Raw genomic sequence first — 19,939 nt, 5'->3', positions numbered from 1 at the left:
GGCGCTCGATCTGAAAGACACAGCAGGAATCACGACGAACACCCATGAATTTCCCGTCATGCGCCCATTTGAGAAACGATTTCGTTTACCATTGTTTCCAAATATGTAGCCGTAAGCGAGGAAGTACCCGCATGACGATCCGCCCGCAACCGCTGATGCGCACCCTGGCCGCTGCAGTGCTGAGCCTGGTGATCGGCGCTCCGGCCGCCCTGGCAGACGCCCCGGCCAGCCTGACCATGTACAACGGTCAGCACAAGGAAATCGGCGAGGCCATTGCCAAGGCCTACGAGGCCAAGACCGGCATCCACATCAATATCCGCAAAGGCAGCAGCAACCAGCTGGCCAGCCAGATCATCGAGGAAGGCGACCGCTCGCCCGCTGACATCATCTATACCGAAGAGTCGCCACCGCTGAACAACCTGGGCGAACTGGGCCTGCTGGCGAAGATCGACGACGCCACCCTGAACATGCTGCCCAAGGAATACGTGGGCGCCAATGGCACCTGGATGGGCGTCACTGCCCGCACCCGCGTGGTGGTGTACAACCCGAAGAAGGTCGACGAGAAAGACCTGCCCACCACCGTGATGGACTTCGCCGACCCTGAATGGGAAGGCCGGGTTGGTTACGTACCCACCAGCGGCGCATTCCAGGAACAGGCCGTGGCCATCCTCAAGATGCACGGGCGCGAAGCCACCGAGGAATGGCTGACCGGCTTGAAAGCGTTCGGCAAGACCTACACCAACAACATGGTTGCCCTGAAGGCCGTGGAAAAAGGCGAAGTCGCCGCCGTGCTGGTGAACAACTACTACTGGTACGCCCTGGAGCGCGAGCGCGGCAAGCTCGACTCCAAGCTCTACTACCTGGCCGATGGCGACGCCGGCAACCTGGTGACCATCTCCGGCGCTGCCGCGGTGAAAGCCAGCAAGCACCCGAAAGAAGCCCAGGCCCTGCTGAACTGGATGGCCAGCGAAGAAGGCCAGCGTGTGATCACCCAGACCACCGCCGAATACCCGCTGCACAAGGGCATGGTCTCGGACCGTGGCCTGAAGCCATTCGAGGAACTGCGCCCGCCGAAGATCTCGCCGGCCGACCTGGGCAATGCCGAGGAAGCCATCGAACTCGAGCGTGAGGTTGGTCTGCTCTGATGACCGCCGCCCTGCCCTCGCCCGCCCTCTCCCGCTTCGTCCCCAAGCGCAAGCGCCCGTCTGTCTGGGTGCTGCTGCCGGTGCTGTTCCTGGTGGCGATGAGCCTGCTGCCGCTGCTGTATGTCGGGCTCAAGGCCTGGGAAGCCGGCGCGCACGAGGCCCTGCGCCTGCTCTGGCGCCCGTTCGTCTGGGGCCTGCTGCGCAACACCCTGCTGCTGATGGCCGGCGTCACCGCGCTATGCCTGGTGGTGGGCGTGGCCCTGGCCTGGCTGCTGGAGCGCAGCGACCTGCCGGGCCGGCGCCTGTGGGGCGTGGTGCTGTGCCTGCCGTTCGCCGTGCCGTCGTTCGTCAGCAGCTTCACCTGGGTGTCGCTGAGTTCGGACTTCGAAGGGCTGGGCGGGGCGATCCTGGTGATGGCGCTGTCCAAATACCCGCTGGTGTTCCTGCCGGTGGCCGCCACCCTGCGCAACCTCGACACCGCGCTGGAAGAATCGGCGCGCACCCTGGGCTGCAGCCGCTGGGGCGTGTTCCGCAAGATCACTCTGCCACTGCTCTGGCCGTCGATGCTGGGCGGCGCCTTGCTGATCGCCCTGCACATGCTGGTGGAGTTCGGCGCCCTGTCGATTCTTGGCCTGCAGACCTTCACCACGGCGATCTACCAGCAGTTCGAACTGGAATTCAGCAACGCCAACGCCGCCATGCTTTCGGCAGTGCTGCTGGCGCTGTGCCTGGTGATGCTCTGGCTGGAGCTGCGGGTGCGCGGCAAGGCCCGCCATGTGCGGATCGGCCAGGGCGTGGCACGCCGCGCCCAACCGGTCAACCTGCGTGGCTGGATGCCACTGGGGCAACTGCTGTGCCTGGCGCTTGCGGTGCTGGGCAGCGGCATTCCACTGGCCATGCTCGGCTACTGGCTGAGTGTCGGCTCGTCGGCGGCCTTCCCAGTGGCGGCCATCGGCAAGGCACTGGCCACCTCGTTGTCAGTGTCGCTGGGCGGCGCAGGATTCTGCGTGCTGCTGGCATTGCCGATCAGCTTCCTGGTGGTGCGCTACAAGGGTCGCCTGGCGATCTGGGCCGAACGCCTGCCGTACCTGCTGCACGCCCTGCCGGGCCTGGTGATCGCACTGACCCTGGTGTTCTTCGCCCTGCACTACGTGCCGGCGCTGTACCAGACCACTGCCCTGCTGATCCTGGCCTATGCCCTGCTGTTCCTGCCACTGGCCCAATCGCCGGTGCGCACGGCGCTGAACAAGGCTTCGCCGACGCTGGAAGAGGCGGCGCGCACGCTGGGTGCAAGCAGCTTCGCGGCGTTCTGCCGGGTGACCCTGCCGATCATCTTCCCGGCCATGGCGGCGGCGTTTGCGCTGGTGTTCCTGGATGCGATGAAGGAGCTGACCGCAACCTTGCTGCTCAGCCCGACCGGGATGACCACACTGGCAACCGAGGTGTGGGCGCATACCGCCAACGTCGAGTTTGCGGCGGCGGCGCCTTATGCGGCGCTGTTGATCGTGGTGTCGGGGTTGCCGGTGTATCTGCTGACTACGCGGATGTATCTGAACAAGGCTTGAGGCCCTATCGCGGGGCAAGCCCGCTCCCACGGAGCCGGTGTATCTGCTGAATATGCGGATGTATCTGAACAAGGCATAAGGCCCTATCGCGGGGCAAGCCCTCTCCCACGCCGCCGTTTGTCGGTCGCGTGGGAGCGGGCTTGCCCCGCGATGCTTTTCAGGCCCTGAACTGGCCCAGGCTTGCGCGCAACTGCGCCGCCAGGTCATCCAGCACCTTGCTGCTGGCCGTGGTCTGCATCACCACCTCGGCCGAGCGCTCGGCCTGGGCATGGATGTTCTCCACCCGCCCACGCACCGCCTGCGCGCCATTGGCCTGCTGTTCCGCCGCACGGGTAGCCAGGCCGATCGCCGCATGCACCTGCTCCACCGCCGCCTGCACCGACTGCTGACGCCGCTCGTTGTCGCGCAGCACCAGCAAGCCTTCGCTGGCCTGGCGCCCGGCCTGGCTGATGGTGGCGACCGCCTCCTTGGCACCCTGCTGCAAGGCGGTTATGTGCGACTGGATATCGCCGGTCGAACTCTGCGTCTTGCTCGCCAGCGCCCGCACCTCGTCAGCCACCACGGCGAAGCCACGGCCGGTCTCGCCCGCCCGTGCTGCCTCGATGGCGGCATTGAGCGCCAGCAGGTTGGTCTGCTCGGCAATGCCATGGATGACCGTCAGCACCACTTCGATCTGCTCGCTTTGCTTGGCCAGCCGCTCGATCACCTGGGAGCCGGTCTCCACTTCGCCGGCCAGGTTCTCGATCAGCCGCGCCAGTTGCGTAGACGCACGGCTGTTCTCATCGGTGGCCTGGCGGATATCCACCACCTGCTGCAAGGCGGCCTGCATGGCATGGCTTTCGGCCTGGGCCTCGTCGGCCATGCTCGACAGGTCGCGCAGGCTGGCGGCCACTTCATCGCGCTGCAGCGCCGCCGCAGCGTCGGCCCCGGCATTGCGCTGGGCCATGCTGCCGATCTCCACCCCGGTACGCTGGGCCACCTCACCGGCCTCACGCACGATGGGTTGCAACTTGTCGACGAAGCGGTTGACCGCCGAAGCCATGTCGCCGATCTCGTCGCGGCTGTCGAGGGTCACCCGCTTGGTGAGGTCGCCCTCCCCCGCGGCCAGGTCGTTGAGCGCGGCAATCAGCAGGCGCAGCTTGCTGAGCACCCGACGCCCGAGCACCACGGCGACCACCAGCAGTACCCCCAGCCCGACCAGCACCAGGCCCAGGCCGATACGCCAGCGCAACTCGCCTGCGGCGTCACGCACGGTCTGCGCGGTATTGGCCTGCATCGCCGTGGCGCTGTTCTGGGCGGTTTCCAGGCGGGCGCGCAGGGCCTTGCCGCTGTCGGCGGCGGCGGCCACCAGGCTGTCGCCGACCAACTGCTCACCGCTGCCGATCAACGCGGCAAAACGCTGGTCGAGCGCCTTGAGCTCCTGATCGACGCCCGCCGTGGAAACACCCATCAGCACCTTGCCGATCTCGGCGCCATTGGGGCTGATGGACGCTTCGACGAAGTACACCGACGGGTCCTTGCGCGCCGCATCCAGCACCTTCTCCAGTGCCCGCTCGCCCTGGCCCTTGTCCATCAGTGCCTGGTTGATCGGGTTTTGCCGGTTGAGGTAGCGGGTCAGGTGCTGGCCCTGGGCGTCGTCATAGATCACGAACAGTACGTTGGGGTTGCGCTGGGCACGGCGGGCGAAGTCCGACAACATCGGCACGTCGTTATCCCAGATGGCGCGCGGAGCAACCGATGCCAAGAGTTCGGCCATGTCGTTGGCCGAGTCCTTGAGGTTCTTTTCCAGGGTCGCGCGCAGTTGTTGCTGCTCGCTCTGCAGCCGCTCGGAAAGGCCGGCGCTCAGGCGCTGGCGGGTACTGGCAGAGAGGCTGTCGAGCCCGGCGCGCACATCCTGGCCGGCCTGTTCCAGTTCCGCGGCCAGTTTCTGGCTGTCATGCCCCAGGCGCGCGCCCAAATCGGCCTCCAGGGCCGTGACCGTGCTCCGTGTCAGTGCAACGGCGACCAGCACCTGCACCAGAAGAGCGATACCAAGCGCAACAAACACAGGCCGCAACAGGCGGCTTCGTAACAGTGAAAGGATGGCAGACACGTTGTAACCCTCGTGTTTCTGGCGCCATTACTTTGATGGCATCTACGGAAACTTCTTACAGCAAGGGTTGTGCCTGAGGCAGGAGGTATAAACGCCAATTTGAAGAGCGCTGTGAGGCGTTTCTGCAATGTAGCCTGAATTGGCACTATCGCTGGCAAGCCAGCTCCCACACAGAGCTTGTGCCAGAGCCTGTGGGAGCCGGCTTGCCGGCGATGGGGCGACGCCCAATTTGGCGATACAAATGAAAACGCCGCGAACCCTTGCGGGAACGCGGCGTTCGATCAGCCGGAAAGGCTAATCAGGCAAACGGATGACGCAGCACGATGGTCTCGTTGCGGTCCGGGCCAGTCGAGATGATGTCGATCGGCGCGCCGACCAGCTCCTCGATGCGCTTGATGTAATCGCGCGCGGCCTGTGGCAGCTCTTCCAGGGTTTTGACGCCCAGGGTCGACTCGCTCCAGCCTGGCATCTCTTCGTACACCGGCTCCAGGCCGATGTAGCTGTCGGCATCGGAAGGCGCGTCGATGACGGCACCGTTCTCGTTCTTGTAGCCCACGCAGATGTTGATGGTTTCCAGGCCGTCCAGTACGTCCAGCTTGGTCAGGCAGATGCCCGAGATGCTGTTGACGTCGATGGCGCGACGCAGGATGACCGCATCGAACCAGCCGCAACGACGGGCACGGCCGGTGGTGGAACCGAACTCGTGGCCACGCTTGGCCAGGGTGGCGCCGGTTTCGTCGAACAGTTCGGTCGGGAACGGACCGGAACCGACACGGGTGGTGTAGGCCTTGGTGATGCCGAGGATGTAGTCCAGGTACATCGGGCCAACGCCGGAACCGGTGGAGATGCCGCCAGCAGTGGTGTTGGAGCTGGTGACGTACGGGTAGGTACCGTGGTCGATGTCCAGCAGCGAGCCCTGGGCGCCTTCGAACATGATGTCCTTGCCAGCGCGGCGCAGGTTGTGCAGCTCGGCGGTAACGTCGAGCATCATCGGCTTGAGCTGCTCGGCGTAGGCCATGCACTCGTCCAGGGTCTGCTGGAAGTCGATGGCCGGCTCTTTGTAGTAATTCACCAGCTGGAAGTTGTGGTAGTCCAGCAGCTCACCGAGCTTGGCGGCGAAACGCTCGCGGTGGAACAGGTCGCCCACACGCAGGCCGCGGCGTGCGACCTTGTCTTCGTAGGCTGGGCCGATGCCGCGGCCGGTGGTGCCGATCTTGGCTTCGCCACGGGCTTTTTCACGGGCCTGGTCGAGGGCCACGTGGTACGACAGGATCAGCGGGGCAGCCGGGCTGATGCGCAGACGCTCGCGCACCGGTACGCCCTTCTCTTCCAGCTTGGTGATTTCGCGCATCAGCGCATCCGGGGCAACGACCACGCCGTTGCCGATCAGGCACTGTACGCCTTCACGCAGGATGCCCGACGGAATCAGGTGCAGAACGGTCTTCTCACCGTTGATCACCAGGGTGTGACCCGCGTTGTGGCCACCTTGGTAGCGCACGACGGCGGCAGCATGTTCGGTCAGCAGATCGACGATCTTGCCTTTGCCCTCATCACCCCACTGGGTGCCCAGGACGACGACATTCTTACCCATAACACTTGTCCTCATTCACGCAAACTTGGTTGCCGGCCCATCGCCGGCGAAGAATCTCAATGGGTCAGCGGCAGAACCTGCCAGCGCCCGTCTTGCTGAATCAATTGCCGATCACAATCCGCCTCAAGGGCAGCACTCAGCGGCTGGCCAGGCAGAGCCTGGACCACACGCTGGCCCTCGTTGCGCAACTGGCAGACTTGCTGCCAGAGGGCCGCATCACCGCTGTCGGGCATCCAGATGCCGCCAGCCGGGAGTACGACCTCCGCTCGCCCCAGTGTGACCAGGGTCTTCAAATCCGTGGAGAAACCGGTGGCCGGGCGTGCCCGGCCGAAGTCGGCGCCGATGTCGTCGTAACGCCCGCCCTGGGCGATCGATTGACCCTCGCCCGGCACGAACACGGCGAACACCACGCCGGTGTGGTAGTGGTAGCCGCGCAGCTCGCCGAGGTCGAAGTACAGCGGCAGCTCCGGGTAGCGCGAGGCCAGGCGATCAGCGATCGCCAGCAGGTCGTCCAGCGCTGCCAGCACGCTGGCCGGGGCTCGGCCCAGGCGCACGCGGGCTTCGGCCAGCACTTCGCGACCACCACACAGCTCGCACAGGGCGCGCAGCATGTTGCCAAGGTCCTGCGGCAGGTTGGCGGTCAGCGCCTGAACTTCGTCGACTGCCTTACGCTGCAGGGCGTCGAACAGCTGCTGCTCGACATCGCCCGACAGGTTGGCGGCGCGGGCCAGGCCACGGTAGATGCCGACATGGCCGAGGTCCATGTGCACATCCGCCACGTCGGTCAGCTGCAGCGTGGCGAGCATCAGGCTGATGACTTCGACATCGCTGGTGGGGCTGGCGTCGCCGTACAGCTCGGCACCCAACTGGATCGGGCTGCGCGAGGTGGACAGCGCGCGTGGCTGGGCGTGCAGCACGCTGCCGGCATAGCACAGACGGCTCGGGCCTTCGCGACGCAGGGTGTGGGCATCGATACGCGCCACCTGCGGGGTGAAGTCGGCACGGAAGCCCATCAGGCGCCCGGACTGCGGATCGACAACCTTGAAGGTGCGCTCGTCCAGGTCCGCACCGGCACCGGTCAGCAGCGACTCCAGGTATTCGATATGGGGGGTGACCACCAGCTCGTAACCCCAGCTCTGGAACAGGTCCAACACCTGCCGACGCGCGATCTCAATGCGCGCAGCCTCAGGTGGCAGTACTTCCTCGATGCCATCTGGCAAAAGCCAGCGGTCTACCGTTGCCATTACGCCATTTCCCCTTTGGTCCGGGCGGCCACCCTGCGGGTTAGCCTTGAGTGAAACGGGCCCTGGCGGACAGCAGCGGGCAGGACCGAACCCAGCGCAGCCACCGTTACCAACACCCTTGAATACCTTGCGCCGGGGCCTGTCATCGGCCAACCAACCTTACAGACGCAAAAAAGCCGGGAATTTCCCGGCTGCCGCATCATACACCCCTTTTCATTCAGGATGCACCCCGCCAGGCATTTTAGCTGCCGGGCGGGGTGCGCCCATCATGAGAGCAACCTCAGGGCTTGCTCTTGTCCAGGAAGCGGAAGAACTCGTTCTTCGGGTCCAGGACCAACACGTCGCTCTTGCTGGAGAAGCTCTCGCGGTACGCCTGCAGGCTACGGTAGAACGCGTAGAAATCGGCGTCCTGGGTGTAGGCCTTGGCGTAGATGGCAGCCGACTGGGCGTCGCCATCACCGCGGGTCTCTTCCGCTTCACGATAAGCTTCGGCCAGCAGCACGCGGCGCTGACGGTCGGCGTCGGCACGGATGCCTTCGGCCAGCTCGTTACCCTTGGCGCGGTGCTCGCGGGCTTCACGCTCACGCTCGGTGCTCATGCGGTCGAACACGCTGCGGTTGACTTCCTTGGGCAGGTCGATGGCCTTGACGCGAACGTCGACCACTTCGATACCCAATTCCTTGCTGGCCATGCGGTTCAGCGAGGCGGTGATGTCAGCCATCAGTGCGTCACGCTCACCCGACACCACTTCGTGCAGGGTGCGCTTACCGAACTGGTCACGCAGGCCGCTTTCCAGACGACGCGACAGGCGCTCGTCGGCGATCTGCTTCATACCCGAGGTAGCGGTGTAGAAGCGCTCGGCGTCCTTGACGCGCCACTTGGCGTAGGCGTCGACCATCACTGCTTTCTTCTCCAGCGTCAGGAAACGCTGGGTCGGGGCATCGAGGGTCATCAGGCGGGCGTCGAACTTGCGCACCTGATTCACGTACGGCACCTTCACATGCAGGCCAGGCTGGACATCGGCCTTGACCACGCGACCGAACTGCAGCAATACCGCGCGCTCGGTTTGCGAAACGATGTAGAAGCAGTTCCAGGCGACGATCGCCAGCACCACGGCGCCAATCAGGGCGAACAGCGATTTATTGCTCATCAGCGGCTCTCCCTGGAACGCAGCGGCGGTTGTTGTTGCAGGTCCTGGGCGGCACGTGCGGCGGCGTCATTGACCGACGGCGTTACGCTGCTGGCTGGGACTGCAGTGTTGCTGCGACCGCTTTCGACCATCTTGTCCAGCGGCAGGTAGAGCAGGTTGTTCTGCCCGTCCTTGGTTGCCACCAGGACTTTGCTGGAGTTGCTGTAAACCTCCTGCATGGTCTCGAGGTACAGACGCTGGCGGGTAACCTCTGGTGCCTTGCGGTACTCGGCAACCAGCTTGGTGAAGCGATCGGCCTCACCCTTGGCGCGGGCGATGACTTCATCGCGGTAGCCATTGGCGTCCTCGATGATGCGCTGCGCCTGACCACGGGCTTCCGGCACCACGCCGTTGGCGTAGGATTCGGCCTGGTTGCGGGCACGCTGCTCGTCTTCACGGGCACGGATCACGTCGTCGAAGGCTTCCTGCACTTCACGCGGGGCTGCCGCGCTCTGCACGTTGACCTGGGTCACGGTGATACCGGTACGGTAGGTGTCGAGGAAACGCTGCAGACGTTCGCGAATGTCCACGGCCATCTGCTCACGGCCTTCGGTCAGCACCTGGTCCATCGAGGTGGAACCCACCACGTGGCGCAGGGCGCTGTCGGTCGCATGCTGCAGGCTGACTTCCGGCTGGTCGACGTTGAGCACGAAGTCCTGCAGGTTGCTGATGCGGTACTGCACGGTCAGCGGCACTTCGACGATGTTCTCGTCTTCGGTGAGCATCTGGCCCTGCTTGGTGTACGCCCGCTCGCGGGTCACGTTTTCCATGTACTTGCGGTCGATCGGCGGGAAATAGATATTCAGGCCAGGACCGACGGTTTCGTAGTACTTGCCGAAGCGCAGCACGACTGCCTGCTCCTGCTCGTCCACCACGTACACGGCGTTGTACAGCCAGATCGCCGCCAGCACCGCCAGGCCTACGCCCAGCAGGCCCAGGCCGCCACCTTTGCCGATATTGCGGTCGCTGTTGCCACCGCGCTTCTTGCCACTGCCGAACATGCCGTTCAGGCTGTCCTGCAGCTTGCGGAAGGCCTCGTCCAGATCCGGTGGGCCTTTCTTGTCGCCACCGCCGCCACCGCCACCGCGACGACCGCCCCAGGGATCCTGATTGTTCGAGTTGCCACCCGGCTCGTTCCAAGCCATAGCGCTCTCCATCTGATAAAGCAAAGACGCGCCCACGGCGCGCCGTCCAATGCTACAGAATGCCTGTCACTGCTGCCCGGCGACCTCGACGAGCATTTATTGCAAAGTGTGTTGCTCGACAAACACTTGCGGCTCCATGCCTTCGCGGCTGACCAGGCGATTCAACTCGACCCTGGGCAGTCGCACGCTCAGCAGGCTGCGCCCTTCTTCATCATGCTCTTCACTCTGCACGGCACCCAGCGCGAAGAATTGCGCGCGCAAGCGGGCAAAACGCTGCTCCAGGCACAGGGTTCCGACATAAAGATCTTCCCCCAGCAATTCGGCAACTGCCTGGCCAACCAGCTCCAGGCCTCGTCCATCCCGTGCCGATACCCAGACCCGCTGCGGCTTGCCGTCGGCATCGCGCTGGATCTGCGGCTCGACATCTTCGAGCAGGTCGAGTTTGTTATACACCTCGAGGATCGGCAAGCCTTCAGCGCCAATCTCGCCCAGCACCGCCAACACCTGCTCGATCTGCTCCATGCGCTCGGGCTCATGGGCATCGATCACATGCAACAGCAGGTCGGAGTTGCTCGACTCTTCGAGCGTAGCCCGAAATGCCTCGACCAGCTTGTGCGGCAAGTGGCGGATGAAACCCACGGTGTCGGCCAGCACGATCGGCCCGAGGTCGGCCAGCTCGAGGCGGCGCAGCGTAGGGTCGAGGGTGGCGAACAGCTGGTCCGCGGCATAGACCTCGGACTGCGTGAGGGCGTTGAACAGGGTCGACTTGCCGGCGTTGGTGTAACCCACCAGCGACACGGACGGGATGTCGGCACGCTTGCGCCCGCGACGGGCCTGCTCGCGCTGGCTGCGTACCTTCTCGAGGCGGCCCTTGATCTGGCGCAGGCGCACCCGCAACAGACGGCGGTCGGTTTCCAGCTGAGTTTCACCCGGGCCGCGCAGGCCGATACCGCCCTTTTGCCGCTCGAGGTGGGTCCAGCCGCGTACCAGCCGCGTGCTCATGTGCTCGAGCTGGGCCAGTTCGACCTGCAGCTTGCCTTCGTGAGTACGCGCCCGTTGGGCGAAGATATCGAGAATCAGCCCGGTACGGTCCAGCACGCGACACTCGAAAACACGTTCGAGGTTACGTTCCTGGCTGGGCGTGAGGGTGTGATTGAAAATCACCAGGTCAACTTCTTCGGTTTTGACCAGGTCGCGCAACTCCTCGACCTTGCCGCTACCGATCAGAAACTTGGCGGTGGGCTGATGCCGTGACACTGTCGCCAGTGTAACGATCTCGGCTCCGGCCGACAGCGCCAGCTCCTGAAACTCCTGCGGATCTTCGCGCGCCTCAGGGTTCTGACCTTCCAAGTGAACGAGCAGCGCTCGCTCACCACCACCGTGGCGCTCAAAGAACAATGCAGGCTCCTACTGTTTTCAAGCGTTGCCTTGCTCGCTGTCGCCGTGCTCGCCATCGGTCGGGCTAGGCAGACGAACTGGGCGGGCAGGTACGACGGTCGAGATCGCGTGCTTGTAGACCATCTGGCTGACGGTGTTCTTCAGCAGCACGACGAACTGGTCGAACGATTCAATCTGGCCCTGCAACTTGATCCCGTTGACCAGATAGATCGAAACCGGGACCTTTTCTTTTCTCAAGGTGTTCAAGTAAGGGTCTTGTAGCGAATGCCCTTTTGACATATGCCGCACTCCTGTAAGGATCAATAGTAAAAAACTAGAAAATTCAGTAATTGCTGCCGCCTCTCGCAAGAATAGACGGCAATAAGCAGGGACTCAGCTCAATATGGAGACGGCCCCAAGGTATTTCAAGGTGCGGGACAGATTGTCGCAGGCCAGGCTATCCAGCCAGTGCACGTCGGACCAACCGCGCAACCAGGTGAATTGGCGCTTGGCCAACTGACGCGTGGCAATGATACCGCGTTCACGCATCTCATTCTCAGTTAGCTGGCCGTCCAGGTAATCCCAGACCTGCCGATACCCCACTGCCCGTATAGACGGCAGCCCGGCGTGCAAGTCACTTCTGGCTCGCAGCGATCGGACCTCGTCGACGAAGCCCTGTTCCAGCATCTGCGAAAATCGTAACGCAATTCGCTCATGCAAAATGTGACGATCTGTAGGCGCTATGGCCAGGCTGGCGACAGTATAGGGCAAATGCCCGCTCGCGCCTGCGTCTGCGCCGCTACTTTGCGCGAATTGACGCTGGCGGTGGGCGGTCATGCTTTCGCCGCTCACCCGATACACCTCAAGCGCACGAATCAGGCGCTGCGGGTCATTCGGATGGATACGCGCCGCCGACTCGGGGTCCACCTCGGCCAGCTGGCGATGCAACTCTGCCAGGCCCAGCTCGCCGGCCTGGGCCTCAAGCTCGGCGCGAACACTTGCATCGGCCGGCGGCATGTCGGCCAGGCCGTCGACCAACGCCTTGTAATAAAGCATGGTGCCGCCGACCAGCAGCGGGATCTTGCCGCGCGCGGTGATCTCGGCCATGGCCTCGAGCGCATCGGTGCAGAACTGCTTTGCCGAATAGCTCTCGGCCGGGTCGAGGATATCGATCAGCCGGTGGGGATGGGCGGCCAGCACCTCTTTGGAAGGTTTGGCGGTACCAATATCCATGCCGCGATAGACCAGCGCCGAATCGACACTGATCAGCTCGCACGGCAGCACCTTGGTCAGCTCGATGGCCAGGTCGGTCTTGCCGGCCGCCGTCGGGCCCATGAGGAATATCGCCGGGGGTTTCATGCTCATCTCATCGCCCCCGCAGGAACAGCTTGTCCAGGTCGTCCAGGCCCATCTGGGTCCAGGTCGGCCGGCCATGGTTGCACTGGCCGCTGCGCTCGGTGTTTTCCATGTCGCGCAACAGGGCGTTCATTTCCGGGATCGCCAGGCGCCGGTTGGCGCGCACCGCACCGTGGCAGGCCATGGTCCCGAGCAACTCGTTCAGGTGCGCCTGGATGCGGTCGCTGCTGCCGTACTCCATCAGGTCGGCGAGTACGTCCTGCACCAGGCGGTTGGCCTCGGCCTGCTTGAGCAGCGCCGGGATCTGCCGGATCGCCAGGGTTTCCGGGCCCAGGCGCTGCAGCTCGAAGCCCAGGCGCTGGAACCACTGGGCGTGCTCTTCGGCGCAGTCGGCCTCGCGCTGGCTCAGCGCCAGCGATTCGGGCACCAGCAGCGGCTGGCCGCTCAGACCTTCGCTGGCCATGGCCACCTTGAGGCGCTCGTACATGATCCGCTCATGGGCGGCATGCATGTCCACCAACACCAGGCCGATGGCGTTCTCGGCCAGGATGTAGATGCCTTTGAGCTGGGCCAGGGCATAGCCCAGCGGCGGGATATCACCCTGGCTGTCCGGCAACGCGCCCGGCGCAGCCGTGGCGTTGTCCAGCGGCGCATAGAACTCGCGGTAGACCGCCTGGGCCTCACCAACAGCGAGCGGCTGGGACGGGCGCGGGGTGTATTGATACTGATAGCCCGCACCCGCGCCGCCCGAGGAGAACAGCTGACGCGCCTCGCCCTGGGGCTGCTCCAGCACCGGCGAAGCCAGGCGCATTTCGCCCTGGGGGCCAAATTCCCCGGCCTGCTGGCCGCTCGGGCGAATCAGTTCGGCGGTTGCCGCAGGGGCCGCGAGCTGGTCCTCAGGCCGCACATCAGCCAAGGCCCGGTGCAGGGTGCCATAGAGGAAATCGTGGACCATCCGCCCTTCGCGGAAGCGCACTTCGTGCTTGGTCGGGTGCACGTTGACGTCGACACCGGTCGGGTCGAGTTCAAGGAACAGCACAAAGGTCGGGTGCCGGCCGTTGAACAGCACGTCGCGATAAGCCTGGCGCACCGCGTGGGCGACCAGCTTGTCGCGCACCGCGCGGCCATTGACGAAGAAGTACTGCAGGTCTGCCTGGCTGCGCGAGAACGTCGGCAGGCCCACCCAGCCCCACAAGCGCAGGCCGTTGCGCTCGACATCGATCGGCAAGGCCTGCTCGAGGAAGCCCGGGCCGCAGATAGTACCCACACGCCGCGCCCGGGCCATTTCGTCGCCAGCCTCGTGCAGGCTGAAGATGGTCTTGCCGTTATGGCGCAGGTTGAAGCCCACGTCGAAGCGCGCCAGCGCCAGGCGCCGGATGACTTCCTGCAGGTGATCGAATTCGGTTTTCTCGGCCTTGAGGAACTTGCGTCGGGCCGGGGTATTGAAGAACAGGTCACGCACCTCCACCGAGGTACCGACCGGGTGCGCGGCAGGCTGCACGCGCGGGAGCATGTCGCGGCCTTCGGTCTCCACCTGCCAGGCTTCGCCAGCGTCGGCGGTGCGTGAAGTCAAGGTCAGGCGGGCCACCGAGCTGATCGAGGCCAGGGCCTCACCGCGAAAGCCCAGGCTGAGCACACCTTCGAGGTCTTCCAGTTCACGGATCTTGCTGGTGGCGTGGCGCGCCAGGGCCAGCGGCAGGTCGTCCGGGGCAATGCCGCTGCCGTTGTCGCGTACCCGCAGCAGCTTCACGCCGCCCTGCTCGACCTCGACCTCGATGCGCCGGGCGCCGGAGTCGAGGCTGTTCTCCAGCAACTCCTTGGCCACCGAGGCCGGGCGTTCGACGACCTCGCCCGCGGCGATCTGGTTGGCCAGCCGCGGGCTAAGCAGCTGGATGCGCGAACCGCCATTCATTGCTGCGACGCCAGGGTGGTGCCCGGAATGTCGAGGTGCTGGCCGACTTTCAGCTCATCGGTCTTCAGGCTGTTGCTGCTGCGCAGGCTGGCAACGCTGACCTGGTAGCGCACGGCGATCATCGCCAGGGTCTCGCCGGGGCGCACGGTGTGATCGCGCGGGCCCTGAGCAATCTTGCCGCTGTCACGCAGCCAGGCGATGTAGGTGCCCGGTGGCGGGTTCTGCTGGAAGAACTGGCGCACGCCGGTATGGATCGAACGGGCCAGCGCCTGCTGATGGCTGCGCGTGGCCAGCTTGGCCGCCTCGTTGGCATTGGAGATGAACCCGGTTTCAACGAGGATCGATGGAATGTCCGGCGACTTCAGCACCATGAACCCGGCCTGCTCGACGCGCTGCTTGTGCAACGGTGTCACGCGCCCCATGTTGCCCAGCACCTTTTGCCCGACGTTGAGGCTGGAGCTGAGGGTGGCGGTCATCGACAGGTCGAGCAGTACCCCGGCGAGCATGCGGTCCTTGTCGTCGAGGCTGACGTTGCCGGCGCCGCCGATCAGGTCGGAACGGTTTTCCGTGTCGGCCAGCCAGCGTGCGGTCTCGGAGGTAGCGCCACGGTCGGACAGGGCGAATACCGAGGCACCGAAGGCGGCCTTCGACGGCGCGGCGTCGGCGTGGATCGATACGAACAGGTCAGCGCCCTTCTTGCGAGCGATCTCGGTGCGCTTGCGCAATGGGATGAAGTAGTCGCCGGTACGGGTCAGCTCAGCGCGGTAACCCTTCTCGCTGTTGATCTGACGCTGCAGTTCCTTGGCGATGTCGAGCACGATGTCTTTCTCGTGCTGCCCGCGCGAGCCCGAGGCACCCGGGTCTTCGCCACCGTGGCCGGCGTCGATGGCAACCACGATGTCGCGCTTGCCGGCCGGTGCCGGTGGCAGCTTGATCGCCGGTTGCACCGGGGTCACCGGCACCGCCGGCGTGGTCGCAGGCGGCTGCACCGCAGGAGGCGGCGTCGGGTTGCTGGCGGCGATGGCGTCGGCTTCCTGGTCGTACAGGTCGACCACCAGGCGGTTGCCATACTGGGCATTCGGCGCCAGGGTGAAGCTCTTGGGCGATACGGCCTTTTTAAGGTCGATCACCACGCGCAGGTCGGTGGGCGTGCGCTGGGCCGAACGCATGCTATTGATCGGCGTGTTCGAGGTGGCCACGTTCAGCGGCCCACCCAGGGTGGCACCGTTGATATCGATGACCAGGCGATCCGGCGCGGTCAGGGTGAAGACGCTGTGCTGTACAGGCCCGGACAGGTCGAAGACCAGCCGCGTGTTGTCCGGCGCACGCCACAGGCGCACGCTCTTGACTTGAGTGACAGCCGCCAGAGCGTCAACGGTCACCGTTGTCAGCAGCAGCCCAACGACAGCGACCAGTGCGCGTATGCGCATACCTTTCCCCACTTACTGTTTGATTTTCTTGGCCAGATCGGCACACCAGGCTTCGCCGCGTGCCCCCTGCGGCGACAGGTTCAGCGAGCGCCCGCCCGCTTGCGGGCTTATGGTAATGGTCAGGTCGGGCTTTGGCAAAACGCCCGCACCTTTATCGGGCCACTCGAACAGGCACAGGGCGTCGCCCTCGAAGTAATCGCGAATCCCCATGAATTCAAGCTCTTCCGGATCGACCAGGCGATACAGGTCGAAGTGAAAAGCGCGAATGTCGCCGATCTCGTAGGGTTCGACCACGGTGAAGGTCGGGCTCTTGACCGGGCCGGTGTGGCCCAGGCCACGGATCAGGCCGCGGGACAGGGTGGTCTTGCCGGCGCCCAGGTCGCCCTCGAGAAAGATCACGCCATGACCGCCGGTCACTTCGGCCAGCTTCGCGCCGAAGTCGACGGTGGCCTCTTCATCGGCCAAAAACAGGGTTATGCCAGACACGCTGAATGTTCCTCCAACAATTCTCTAATGACCGCAACCAGATCGCTGGCCGCCAGGCCTCTTCCCTCAACCCCCAGCCGCTCGCCGGCACGGGCATGCAGCCACACCCCCAGGCAGGCTGCCTGCCAGGCGTCCAGCCCTTGGGCCAGCAGCGCTGCCAGCACCCCGGTGAGCACATCCCCCAGCCCCGCGCCGGCCATGGCCGGATGGCCGTGATCGCACAGCGCCAGCCGCCCGGCTGGGTCAGCCACCAGCGTACCGGCGCCCTTGAGCACACAGACGCTGGCATATTTGCGCGCCAGCTTGCGCGCGGCACCGGGCCGGTCGGCCTGCACCGCTTCGGTGGAGATCCCCAGCAGGCGCGCCGCCTCCCCCGGGTGCGGGGTCAGCACGCTGCCGCTGGGCAGCGCCAGCGGCGATCGCGCCAGCAGGTTGAGCGCATCGGCATCCCAGACTTGCGGCAGGTGCGCGTTGGCCACCGCCGACAACAGGCTGCGCCCCCAGGCCGCCTGGCCCAGCCCTGGCCCGACCACCAGCACCGAGGCGCGCTCCAGCGGCCCCATCAGCTGATTGGCCGAGCTCACGCCCAGCCACATGGTCTCGGGCAAACGGGCCAAGCCGGCGCCGACATGTTCCGGGCGCGTGGCCACACTGACCAGCCCGGCGCCACAACGCAGCGCGGCTTGCGCACTGAGCATCACCGCCCCGCCGGTCCCCAGGTCGCCACCGACCACCAGCACGTGGCCGAAGTCACCCTTGTGGGCGCCGGCAGCACGCGGTGGCAGGCCGGCCAGGGTCAGCCGATTGAGCGGTTGTGGGGTATTACCGGGGTGTTTGGTCTGAGGCATGGGGTCAAAGGCTCCGATGTCTGGCAGAATTATACGCACCTACACCCGTAATGCCTTGCCCATCCATGCCCGCCACGCTTCCAGACATCAACGCATTGGCCCAATCGGTCAAGGATTGGGGCCAGGAACTCGGTTTTGCCCACGTCGGCATCGCCGGGGTGGACCTTGGCGAGCACGAACAGCACCTGCAGCGCTGGCTCGCGGCCGGCTACCAGGGCGAGATGGAATACATGGGCGAGCACGGCACCAAGCGTTCGCGCCCCGCCGAGCTGATCCCCGGCACCCTGCGGGTGATCTCGCTGCGCATGGACTACCTGCCGGGCGACACGCAGATGGCCCAGCGCCTGGCCCAGCCGGAAAAAGCCTATATCGCGCGCTACGCGCTGGGCCGCGACTACCACAAGCTGGTGCGCAAGCGCGTGCAGCACTTCGCCGACCGCATCCAGGAGGCCATCGGCCCGTTCGGCTATCGCGCTTTCGTCGACAGCGCCCCGGTGCTGGAGAAAGCCCTGGCGCAGGAGGCCGGCCTGGGCTGGATCGGCAAGAACACCTTGCTGCTAAACCGCAAGGCCGGCAGCTACTTCTTCCTCGCCGAGCTGTTCGTCGACCTGCCGTTGCCGATCGACGGCGTGCAGGGCAGCGACCACTGCGGCCGCTGCCAGGCCTGCCTGGACATCTGCCCGACCCAGGCCTTCGTCGGCCCTTACCAGCTCGATGCACGGCGCTGCATTTCCTACCTGACCATCGAACTGCGCCACGCCATTCCCGTGGAGCTGCGCCCGCTGATCGGCAACCGTGTGTTTGGCTGCGACGACTGCCAGCTGGTCTGCCCATGGAATCGCTTCGCCAAGACCACCACCGAGGATGACTTCATGCCGCGGCGCGGCCTGGACAACGTTGAGTTGGCCGAGCTGTTCCTGTGGGATGAAAAGCGCTTTCTCGGCAGCACCGAAGGCTCGCCGTTGCGGCGTGCGGGGTATGAGCGGTTTTCGCGCAACCTGGCGGTGGGGCTGGGCAACGCGCCCACCACGATCCCGGTTGTAGAGGCGCTGAAAGCGCGGCGCAATGACCCGTCGGCGCTGGTGCGCGAGCATGTGGAATGGGCGCTGGGGCGGCACGGAGTCCTGTAGGAAATCTTCCAACCCTTCGGCGTGCGCGACCGCACAACGTGGGAGCGGCGGTGCGCCGATGCGACTTGCCCCGCGATCTCGACTAAGCCGGTGCATCCAATCGCGGGGCAAGCCCGCTCCCACGCACTGCTGTTACAGAGACCGCAACCCGTCACTGCTGGTCGTTGTAGTGGAACTTGGGCATTTCCCAGTGGAAACGAATCGCCAGCAAGCGCACCAGGAACCCGCCGAACAGGGTCAGCAGCATCGCCTGCTCAGCCGGCACCTTGAAGTACACGCAGCCTAGGTAGAACCACGCGGCCGCGAACGATACGCTGGCGTACAGCTCGCGCCGGAATACCAACGGGATGTCGTTGCAGAAGATGTCCCGCAGGATGCCGCCGAACACCCCGGTGATCACCCCGCTGATCGAGGCAACCAGGAAGCCCTGCCCCATCTCCAGTGCAGTCATGCAGCCGATCAGGGTGAACGCCACCAGGCCCAGGGCATCGAGCACCAGGAACAACGAACGCAGATGGCGCATCAAGGGTGCGATGAAGATGGTCACCAGCGCGGCAAAGCTGGTCAGCACCAGGTATTCCGGGTGTTTTACCCAGGTCAGCGGATAGTGCCCGAGCAGCACGTCACGCACCGAACCGCCACCCAGGGCGGTGACGCAGGCAATCAGCACCACACCGAACCAGTCCATGCCGCGTCGGCCGGCAGACAGGGCGCCAGTCATGGCTTCGGCGGTGATGGCGATGAGGTAGAGCATCAACAACATGGTGCAGGTCCGTGCGGGAAAGGCGCGCAGTCTACCCAGTCGCGCGAGGCACCAAAAGAGGGCGCACCGACGATTGTCGGCGCGCGGCAGGCTCAGACCTTGATGAAGTGCTCGCGGTAGTGACGCAGCTCGGCGATCGACTCGCGAATGTCGTCCAGGGCAAGGTGGGTGCTGCCCTTCTTGAAGCTGTCACGCACGTCCGGCGCCCAGCGCGCGGCCAGCTCCTTGAGCGTGGAGACATCGAGGTTGCGGTAGTGGAAGTAGTTTTCCAGCCCGCGCATGTGCCGGTACAGGAAGCGGCGGTCCTGGCAGATGCTGTTGCCGCAGATCGGCGACTTGCCCTTGGGCACCCACTGCTCCAGGAAGGCGATGGTCTGCGCCTCGGCCTCAGCCATGCTGATCGTGCTCTCGCGCACGCGCTGGGTCAGGCCCGAGCCGCCGTGGGTGCGGGTGTTCCACTCATCCATGCGCGCCAGCACTTCATCGCTGTGATGAATGGCGATCACCGGGCCTTCGGCCAGGGTGTTCAGCTCGCTGTCGGTGACGATGGTGGCCATCTCGATGATGACGTCGCTATCCGGGTCCAGGCCGGTCATTTCCAGGTCGATCCAGATCAGGTTCTGTGGGTTCTGCATGAAAGTGCTCCTCGAATAGGCCGTCATATTA

Annotated in this window: 17 protein-coding genes and 1 pseudogene; 3 read left to right on the top strand and 15 right to left on the bottom strand. The window is 65.0% G+C overall.

What is annotated here, in order from left to right; genetic code table 11:
* The first annotated feature begins 131 nt into the window (after positions 1–131).
* A complete protein-coding gene (locus tag F6X61_RS08190) occupies positions 132–1,145 on the top strand; it encodes an extracellular solute-binding protein (protein WP_153786176.1) in 1,014 nt (337 codons plus the stop codon).
* Complete coding sequence (locus F6X61_RS08185) at positions 1,145–2,710, top strand: iron ABC transporter permease (protein WP_110996127.1); 1,566 nt, start codon at positions 1,145–1,147, stop codon at positions 2,708–2,710. The genes F6X61_RS08190 and F6X61_RS08185 overlap by 1 nt, the downstream gene beginning before the upstream one ends.
* 157 nt (positions 2,711–2,867) lie before the next feature.
* Here the strand turns inward: F6X61_RS08185 and F6X61_RS27535 are convergent, their stop codons facing one another.
* From F6X61_RS27535 to F6X61_RS08125, 13 genes and pseudogenes are all read right to left on the bottom strand, one after another.
* Positions 2,868–3,572, bottom strand: coding sequence for a methyl-accepting chemotaxis protein (locus tag F6X61_RS27535; RefSeq protein ID WP_371923669.1), 705 nt, complete (start codon positions 3,570–3,572; stop codon positions 2,868–2,870).
* A 201-nt stretch (positions 3,573–3,773) separates the two neighbouring features.
* A pseudogene (locus F6X61_RS27530) lies at positions 3,774–3,986 on the bottom strand (methyl-accepting chemotaxis protein); the annotation flags it as partial.
* 1,114 nt (positions 3,987–5,100) lie between these two features.
* Positions 5,101–6,393 carry an adenylosuccinate synthase gene (locus F6X61_RS08175; protein ID WP_003249542.1) on the bottom strand — a complete coding sequence of 431 codons (1,293 nt, stop codon included), beginning with the start codon at positions 6,391–6,393 and terminating at the stop codon, positions 5,101–5,103.
* Positions 6,394–6,449: 56 nt separating this feature from the next.
* Positions 6,450–7,637, bottom strand: a complete 1,188-nt coding sequence (locus F6X61_RS08170; RefSeq protein ID WP_153786174.1) for an ATP phosphoribosyltransferase regulatory subunit — start codon at positions 7,635–7,637, stop codon at positions 6,450–6,452.
* 280 nt (positions 7,638–7,917) lie between these two features.
* A complete protein-coding gene (hflC, locus tag F6X61_RS08165; RefSeq protein ID WP_110996130.1) occupies positions 7,918–8,787 on the bottom strand; it encodes a protease modulator HflC in 870 nt (289 codons plus the stop codon).
* Positions 8,787–9,971: an FtsH protease activity modulator HflK gene (gene hflK, locus F6X61_RS08160; protein ID WP_153786173.1), complete on the bottom strand. Its 1,185-nt coding sequence runs from the start codon at positions 9,969–9,971 to the stop codon at positions 8,787–8,789. The genes hflC and hflK overlap by 1 nt, the downstream gene beginning before the upstream one ends.
* 96 nt (positions 9,972–10,067) lie before the next feature.
* Positions 10,068–11,369 carry a ribosome rescue GTPase HflX gene (hflX, locus tag F6X61_RS08155; protein ID WP_153786172.1) on the bottom strand — a complete coding sequence of 434 codons (1,302 nt, stop codon included), beginning with the start codon at positions 11,367–11,369 and terminating at the stop codon, positions 10,068–10,070.
* A gap of 18 nt (positions 11,370–11,387) precedes the next feature.
* Positions 11,388–11,648, bottom strand: a complete 261-nt coding sequence (gene hfq / locus F6X61_RS08150; RefSeq protein WP_110996133.1) for an RNA chaperone Hfq — start codon at positions 11,646–11,648, stop codon at positions 11,388–11,390.
* A gap of 93 nt (positions 11,649–11,741) precedes the next feature.
* A complete protein-coding gene (miaA, locus tag F6X61_RS08145) occupies positions 11,742–12,713 on the bottom strand; it encodes a tRNA (adenosine(37)-N6)-dimethylallyltransferase MiaA (RefSeq protein ID WP_153786171.1) in 972 nt (323 codons plus the stop codon).
* Position 12,714: 1 nt separating this feature from the next.
* Complete coding sequence (gene mutL, locus F6X61_RS08140; protein ID WP_153786170.1) at positions 12,715–14,616, bottom strand: DNA mismatch repair endonuclease MutL; 1,902 nt, start codon at positions 14,614–14,616, stop codon at positions 12,715–12,717.
* On the bottom strand, positions 14,613–16,046 hold the full coding sequence (locus F6X61_RS08135; RefSeq protein WP_153786169.1) for an N-acetylmuramoyl-L-alanine amidase: 1,434 nt from the start codon (positions 16,044–16,046) through the stop codon (positions 14,613–14,615). The genes mutL and F6X61_RS08135 overlap by 4 nt, the downstream gene beginning before the upstream one ends.
* A 12-nt stretch (positions 16,047–16,058) precedes the next feature.
* Entirely contained in the window at positions 16,059–16,523 is a 465-nt protein-coding gene (gene tsaE, locus F6X61_RS08130; RefSeq protein WP_371923667.1) for a tRNA (adenosine(37)-N6)-threonylcarbamoyltransferase complex ATPase subunit type 1 TsaE, read from the bottom strand.
* Positions 16,520–17,380 carry an NAD(P)H-hydrate dehydratase gene (locus tag F6X61_RS08125; protein WP_153786168.1) on the bottom strand — a complete coding sequence of 287 codons (861 nt, stop codon included), beginning with the start codon at positions 17,378–17,380 and terminating at the stop codon, positions 16,520–16,522. The genes tsaE and F6X61_RS08125 overlap by 4 nt, the downstream gene beginning before the upstream one ends.
* 65 nt (positions 17,381–17,445) lie before the next feature.
* On the opposite strand from F6X61_RS08125, the gene queG reads away from it, so the two are divergent.
* Entirely contained in the window at positions 17,446–18,510 is a 1,065-nt protein-coding gene (queG, locus tag F6X61_RS08120; RefSeq protein ID WP_153786167.1) for a tRNA epoxyqueuosine(34) reductase QueG, read from the top strand.
* 151 nt (positions 18,511–18,661) lie between these two features.
* Here queG and F6X61_RS08115 read toward each other — a convergent pair whose 3' ends face one another.
* Both F6X61_RS08115 and orn read right to left on the bottom strand, forming a co-directional pair.
* Positions 18,662–19,273 (bottom strand): trimeric intracellular cation channel family protein, encoded by a 612-nt coding sequence (locus tag F6X61_RS08115; protein WP_110996140.1) that lies wholly within the window; start codon positions 19,271–19,273, stop codon positions 18,662–18,664.
* A 92-nt stretch (positions 19,274–19,365) separates the two neighbouring features.
* Positions 19,366–19,908 carry an oligoribonuclease gene (gene orn, locus F6X61_RS08110; protein ID WP_153786166.1) on the bottom strand — a complete coding sequence of 181 codons (543 nt, stop codon included), beginning with the start codon at positions 19,906–19,908 and terminating at the stop codon, positions 19,366–19,368.
* Between the last annotated feature and the right edge of the window lie 31 nt (positions 19,909–19,939).

It is taken from the genome of Pseudomonas sp. EMN2, from assembly GCF_009650555.1.
Lineage (GTDB): Bacteria > Pseudomonadota > Gammaproteobacteria > Pseudomonadales > Pseudomonadaceae > Aquipseudomonas > Aquipseudomonas sichuanensis.
This window is presented reverse-complemented; position numbering and strand designations above follow the sequence as displayed.